The sequence below is a fragment of the Thiocapsa marina 5811 genome, from assembly GCF_000223985.1.
GTDB classification, from domain to species: domain Bacteria; phylum Pseudomonadota; class Gammaproteobacteria; order Chromatiales; family Chromatiaceae; genus Thiocapsa; species Thiocapsa marina.
The window spans coordinates 1-6,200 of record NZ_AFWV01000038.1 but is presented as its reverse complement, the minus strand read 5'-3'; the positions used below and the strand labels follow the sequence as shown (position 1 = coordinate 6,200).

Annotated in this window: 3 protein-coding genes and 1 pseudogene; 2 read left to right on the top strand and 2 right to left on the bottom strand. The window is 68.8% G+C overall.

Annotated features, from left to right (window positions below; all coding sequences use genetic code 11):
- Window positions 1–111 precede the first annotated feature (111 nt).
- Window positions 112–1,149, top strand: a complete 1,038-nt coding sequence (locus THIMADRAFT_RS24070; RefSeq protein ID WP_158308423.1) for an SUMF1/EgtB/PvdO family nonheme iron enzyme — start codon at window positions 112–114, stop codon at window positions 1,147–1,149.
- A 568-nt stretch (window positions 1,150–1,717) separates the two neighbouring features.
- Window positions 1,718–4,024, top strand: a complete 2,307-nt coding sequence (locus tag THIMADRAFT_RS24065; RefSeq protein WP_007195746.1) for a formylglycine-generating enzyme family protein — start codon at window positions 1,718–1,720, stop codon at window positions 4,022–4,024.
- A 468-nt stretch (window positions 4,025–4,492) separates the two neighbouring features.
- On the opposite strand, the gene THIMADRAFT_RS24060 is transcribed toward THIMADRAFT_RS24065, so the two are convergent.
- Complete coding sequence (locus THIMADRAFT_RS24060) at window positions 4,493–5,764, bottom strand: ABC transporter permease (RefSeq protein WP_007195745.1); 1,272 nt, start codon at window positions 5,762–5,764, stop codon at window positions 4,493–4,495.
- Window positions 5,765–5,806: 42 nt separating this feature from the next.
- A pseudogene (locus THIMADRAFT_RS24055) lies at window positions 5,807–6,200 on the bottom strand (vWA domain-containing protein); the annotation flags it as partial.

Genomic DNA, 6,200 nt, shown 5'->3' with positions numbered 1-6,200 from the left:
GTGGGGGAGGCGACCCCGCAGGTTCCGTTCGAGGGCGAGGGCATCGCAGCGGGGGAGCGGCGGATCGGGGTGCGCGGTGCCGGCTACACCGCCGAGGAGTAGGTCGTGGTGGTGAGCGTGCACCGCCCCGGCGCAATCCATTTCAAGCTGCGCCCGCAGACGCCGGCGGAGCGGGAGGCGGAATTGGATCTTGACGGGGCGGCGCGTGCGGAGATCCGGGCGGAGCTGACGTTGGTCGGTCATGCGGCGGGCGCGGGCGGGGATGCGTTCGCGGCGTCCGAGCGTGCGGGGTTGCGGGCGTTTCAGTCTGCGGCGAGGCTCGAGGCGACGGGGTATGTGGATGCGGAGACGCGGGTGCGGTTGGCCGAGGTGGCCGAAGCGGCGCGGCGTGCGCGCGAGGTGGCGGAGCGGGAAGCGCGGGTGCCGGGCGGTGCGCCGGCGATGGTCTCGATTGCGGCGGGATGTTTTCGGATGGGCAGTCCCTCCGATGAGCCGCATCGGGACAGCGACGAGGCGCCGCATGAGGTGTGTCTCGAGGCGTTCGAGCTGGGGCGGACCGAGGTGACCTTTTTGCAGTACGATGCTTTTTGTGATGCGACCGGTCGATCGAAACCGAAAGATCGAGGCTGGGGTCGCGGCGAGCGTCCGGTGATCAACCTCAGTTGGGATGATGCGATGGCGTATGCCGATTGGCTGTCCAATGAAACTGGGCGCAGCTATCGGTTACCGACCGAAGCGGAGTGGGAGTATGCAGCGCGCGGGGGGACGCAGACGCCGTTTTGGACGGGTCGGTGCATCCACCCTAGGAAGGCAAATTACAACGGCAAATACGATTACAACGACTGCGAGGCCAAGATCCTGGATTACCGCGGTCGGACGGCGCCAGTAGGGAGTTTACCTGCGAATCCGTGGGGGCTGCACGAGGTGTCGGGGAATGTCTGGGAGTGGACCTGTTCGGAATATGCGGAACGGTATGCCGGTGCGGAGCAGCGCTGCGCCGACGGCAACAGTCGTGCCGCGCGGGCGGTGCGCGGCGGCTCCTGGATCGATGAACCGTGGTTCCTGCGCGCGGCGTCTCGCGGCAGGATCCAACCCGAGATTCGCGGCAGTGCCCGCGGTTTTCGTCTCGCCAGGACCTTATCTCCTTAAGTCCTTATCCGTTTACTTCTTGATAGCGGAGGCGTTGGGCATGCGTCGATGAGTTGCGGCCGGGTGTTTCGGGGGTCTAGCGGGCGGAACCCACTGTTCGCGCGCTTTGTGTGCCTGCGGCATGCCGCCGGCTGAGTCGGACCGCCGCATGCCTAACCCCGCGCTTACGACCGGCCCGGCGCTGGAGGATATGTAACGGTTCATCCTCCGGCTGATCCCGACGCTGGAGCGCTTTCCGCGCGAACACCGGTCTCTGACGGGCAGTTCGTACGTCTCAGGATGGGCGAGGTGCCCGCCCGGACCCTCCGGGTTCGGCGCGCGCGCCCATCGTTCAAGCTTAGGCGCGGGCAGGGCGGGCACGCCCGTCCACCGTCGCGGCTCGCCTTCAAGCCGCTCACGCTCACGCGGGCCTTGCCCACCCGACGCGCGTGCCGATCGGTTCCAGCGGAGGACAGGCGCTCGTCATCGGGGCGCCACGGTTTAAGATGCACACTCCGATCACCGCACCGCGCAATGCCGGCCGCTCGAGCTGACCGGCACCTGTCGCGGACGCTCCGAGACCGCCGCCATGCTCAGACTCCGTGACACCGGGTTTGGCCCGAACCGCGCGCCGCGTGCGCCGCTCCCGGCTTGGATGCGCGCGCTCCGCAGGCGGCTCCCTGCGTCGGCCATGCGGCTGACCCTCCTGCTGCTGCTCGCGGTGGCGCTCGTCGCGGTACTGATCCCCGCGTGCGCGGCGACCGCGGCCGAGGCGTTGCGCATCACCTGGGATCGCGCCCTCTACAACCCCAAGCCACTGAAGGACGACGTCTTCGTGCCCTTGCCCTGCGGCGGGGCGATGGTGTTTCGCTGGGTGGCGGCGGACGGGACGGTGCCGCCGGGTGCGAGCGCGGCGACTCGCGCGTTGTATGGACTGCGCGGTCCGTTCGCGTATCGCGCTCCGGGTGGTGGGACGGGGCAGCCGGCGTTGCTGGTGGGCAAATACGAGGTGAGCGCATTGCAGCATGCGACGCTGCAGGCGGCGGCGGGCGGTGCCTGTCCGGCGGTGGCGTCGAGCGGTCGTCAGGTGCAGGGTCGGGTGGCGTGGCAGGATGCGGTGCAGGCGGCGGCGGGGTGGAGTGTCTGGCTGGAGGAGCGGGCCGCGGGGGTGTCCGACTGCGCGAGCGCGCTCGTGCTGTGCGTGCCGCGGGTGGCGGACGGGGATCGGGTGGTGGCGCGCCTGCCGACGGAGGCGGAGTGGGAGTATGCCGCGCGCGGCGGGCGGGCGGTCACCCAGGAGCAGTTTGCTGCGCCCGTGTATCCGATGCCCGAGGGTCTGCGCGGTCACGCCTACTATGCCGACAATGCCGACGGGCGGGTGCGCCCGATCGGCTATCGCGCGGCCAATCCGCTGGGTCTGCATGATGTTTACGGCAACGTCGAGGAGCTGCAGCTGGGGCTGAACCGCGACCGGCGTTATCCCGGTCAGGTGGGTGCGGCGGTGATTCGGGGCGGGAGCGTGCACACCAAGGCCGAAGACCTCAGTGCACGTCGGCGCAGCGAGGTGCCGCTGTACGGTCCCGGCGGGGTGATCCGCGCCCCCGACAACGGCTACCGGCTGGCGCTGGATCGCGCGCCCCGGGCAGTTGGTCCCATCGCGCTGGCGAGCGCTCTGGCGGCCCCGGGCGCTGCGCGGAGCCTCGCCGGTCATCTGCAGGTCAACGTCGATGTCGCCTCCGAGGTCCGTCTGGACGGTCGCGCGGTCGGGCGCGCCGTGCCCGGTGCACCGCTGGCGCTGCGCGGACTGGCGCCCGGGGTGTATGCGCTCGAGATGGCGGCGCAAGGGTATGGTCAGGTGCGCGAATCCTATACGGTGGAGCCGGCGCGCTGGACGCAGGTGGCGGTGGCGTTGCCGGCGGCGCGCGGGCCGTGGGGCTGGTGGGCCGATCTGTCTCTGGCGTTCGAGCGGGCCGGGCGGCCGTCCTGGGTGCCGTTGGGGGTGGTGTTGTTGGTGCTGACGGGCGTGACCCTGCTGTGGCGTCGGGTCGTGGCGCGTGTCGGCGCGGGTGGCGTGGAGGGCACGGCGGCGCCCCCGGAGTCGAAGCCGACCAAGACAACGGCTCTGAAGCCACGCCAACTCAAGAAGCCGATGCTGATCCCGCTCACACACGCCTTCGAGCCAGAGATGATCGCGCTGCCCGGTGGTCGGTTTTGGATGGGCTCGCCGGAGGATGAACCGGGGCGCGACAACGACGAAGGTCCGCGCCATCGAGTGCGGATTGAGCCCTTTGCGATCGGTAAGACCGCGGTGACGTTCGGTCAGTACGACGCCTTCTGCGAGGCGACGCGTCGAGACAAGCCTTCGGATGCCGGCTGGGGACGTGGCGAGCGTCCGGTGATCAACGTGAGCTGGGACGATGCGGTGGCCTATGCCGAGTGGTTGTCGAAAGAGACCGGCCTGTCGTATCGGTTGCCGACGGAAGCCGAATGGGAGTATGCCGCGCGCGCGGGGACGCAGACGCCGTTTTGGACGGGGCGGTGTATTCACACGGATCAGGCCAACTACGGTGGAAATCATGACTACGCCAATTGCGGAGCCAAGACCGGCGTGTACCGCGAACGGACGGTTCCGGTTGCGAGTTTGCCGGCGAATCCATGGGGGTTGCACGAGGTGTTGGGAAATGTGTGGGAGTGGACCTGTTCGGAGTATGAGAATCGCTATGCCGGGGCGGAGCAGCGCTGCGCCGAACGCCCCAGTCGTGCCGCGCGGGCGGTGCGCGGCGGCTCCTGGAGCCTCGAGCCGGGGTTCCTGCGCGCGGCGGGCCGCGTCGGGGTCCAGCCCGGGTACCGCAGCAGGAGCGGCGGTTTTCGTCTCGCCAGGACTTTACACCCTTAAATCCTACCCCTTTACCGCTTTACCCCCTGATCGCGAGGGCGATTCGGCTTTTCGCGGAGCGCTCGGAGCCTTGGTGTTTCAGGGGTCCAGGGGGAAGAGCCCCCTGGTCGCTTATTTTTCCACGCGGCCGCATGCTGCGGGCTGAGTCGGGCCAGCCCATGCCCAACCGCGCCCGCACGACCGGCTCGACCCCGGAGACGTTCCCGCGTCATCCTTCGTCCGATTCCGAGGTTCATTGTTCGTAGGATGGGCAGAGCCAGAGCGATGCCCATCTTTCCCGCTCCAACGCCGGCATTCCGGCCGCTTCCGGTTCTCGCGAGGTCACCGGTTGCGGTTGTGCGGGGAGTTGCGATGCCGGTGCCCGTGAGGATGGGCATCGCTCTCGCTCTGCCCGTCCTACGGGTTACGGGTTACGGGGGTAAGGGGTGATTGGGAGGCTCGTGGCTAGGATTGGCATCCTCGCGGGCCTCAACTGAGCTCACGCAGGCACTCGGCGGCGTCGACGCGGCTGGCGCGCAAACCGGCGGCGCTGGCGGCGAGCAGGGCGACGAGGAGCGTGATGCCGGCGGCGTGGAGCAGATGCTCGGGTGCCAGACGACAGACGTAGCCTTGGCCGGGAAGGTTTTGGCCGAGCACGTTGTTGAAGGTGGTCGCGCCGCCGAGATAGGCGCCATAGGCGAAGAGAAACCCGGCCGTGGCGATGGCGGCGGATTGGGCGAGCGGGACCAGGACGATGGTGCCGTTGCCGAAGCCGTAGAGGCGCAGCAGGGCGAGGCTGCGCCGTTTGCGGTCGACGTTGACCCAGAGTGCGCCGCCGAGGGCGAGCACGCCGCCGAGGGTGCCGATGACGGCCACCACCAGGAAGACGAACTTGAGGGTCTCCACCAAGGCCATGACGCTCTGGATGGTGTCGGCCTTGGTGCGGATCTCGATCCCGTCGGCGCGCATAGCGGCGGCGACGGTCTCGACCCCGGCCAGGTCGGCAGCATAGACGCGGGCGTTGGCGAAGTGGCCGCGGGCGGCGGCGAGAGCGCTGGCCAGCGCGGCGGGCGTGAGGTCGTCACGCAGACCGTCGCGGTAGTCCTCGGTGCCGACGAGGAGGTCCAGGTGGCTGAAGATCGCGTTCCCCGAATAGCTGGCCTCGGGCAGGATGTCGTCGATGAAGAGCTCCAGCCGCAGGGTCTGGCGGTTCGCGCCGACGCCGCGCCGCACGATGCCGACGAGGGGGTCACCCATGTGGACACCGAGCTTTTCGGCGAGCATCGCGGTGATCAGGACGTGCGTCGGCTCGGAGGGCGCCTCGACGCCCGGCGGCAGCAAGGGATCACCGGGTGCGGTAGGCAAGAGCTCGACCGCGCCTTCGAGCTGGCCGTCAGCGTTGGACAGATCGATTGTGGCGCTGATGGTCCGGGTGCGCGGGACGATGAAGCGCACGTCGGGCCGGTCTGCGTAGGCTTCGAACCAGTCGCGCTCGAGCCGCGTGTTGCCGTAGACCGTGACCTCGAGGATGCGCGGGTCGTTCAGCAGGCCCTCGATCATGGTGGCGACGACCCCGTTCTTGAGGCCGAAGAGCAGCAGCATCGGGGCGATGATGGCGGCGACGGTGAAGACCAGCACCAGGGTGGTCTTGCGATCATGGATCAGATCGCGCAGGGCGAGCCCGTTGCCCTCGCGCAGGCCGCGCCGCAGGCGGGGCGGGGGCGGTGGCGGTGCAGACCGGGACTGAGGGGTTGTCGGCATGGGCGTGATCTCGTGGCTGGTCGTGCGGGCGCGTGTCCGGTGTCAGGGCATGTCGTCGAGCGGGACCGGATAGACAGAGTCGCCGGCACCGTCGGCGGTCTGGGCGAGGTTCACCCAGCTCTCCCAGTCGTCGTTGTAACGCCCGTATTGTTTCACTTTTCGCTGGAGGCTTCGGATCAGCTCGATCTGTCTCTCTGGCCCCCAGCTTGCCCAGGCCTCCTGTGTCAGGTCCATGATCGAACTGCGATAGGGAAGATCGTCGAGGTATTCCCCGAGCAGCCCCAGGTCGGCGAGACGGGTGGCCTGTTTGGTCGTCCCCCGGGCGGCGTCGCGTCCGAACTGGGCGGCGGGCGAGCGCAGGCTGTCGAAGAAACCCTCCGGCTTGAGCATGCCCTGCTCGGAGGCGTTGACGATCTTCTGCAGCATCATCTGCAGG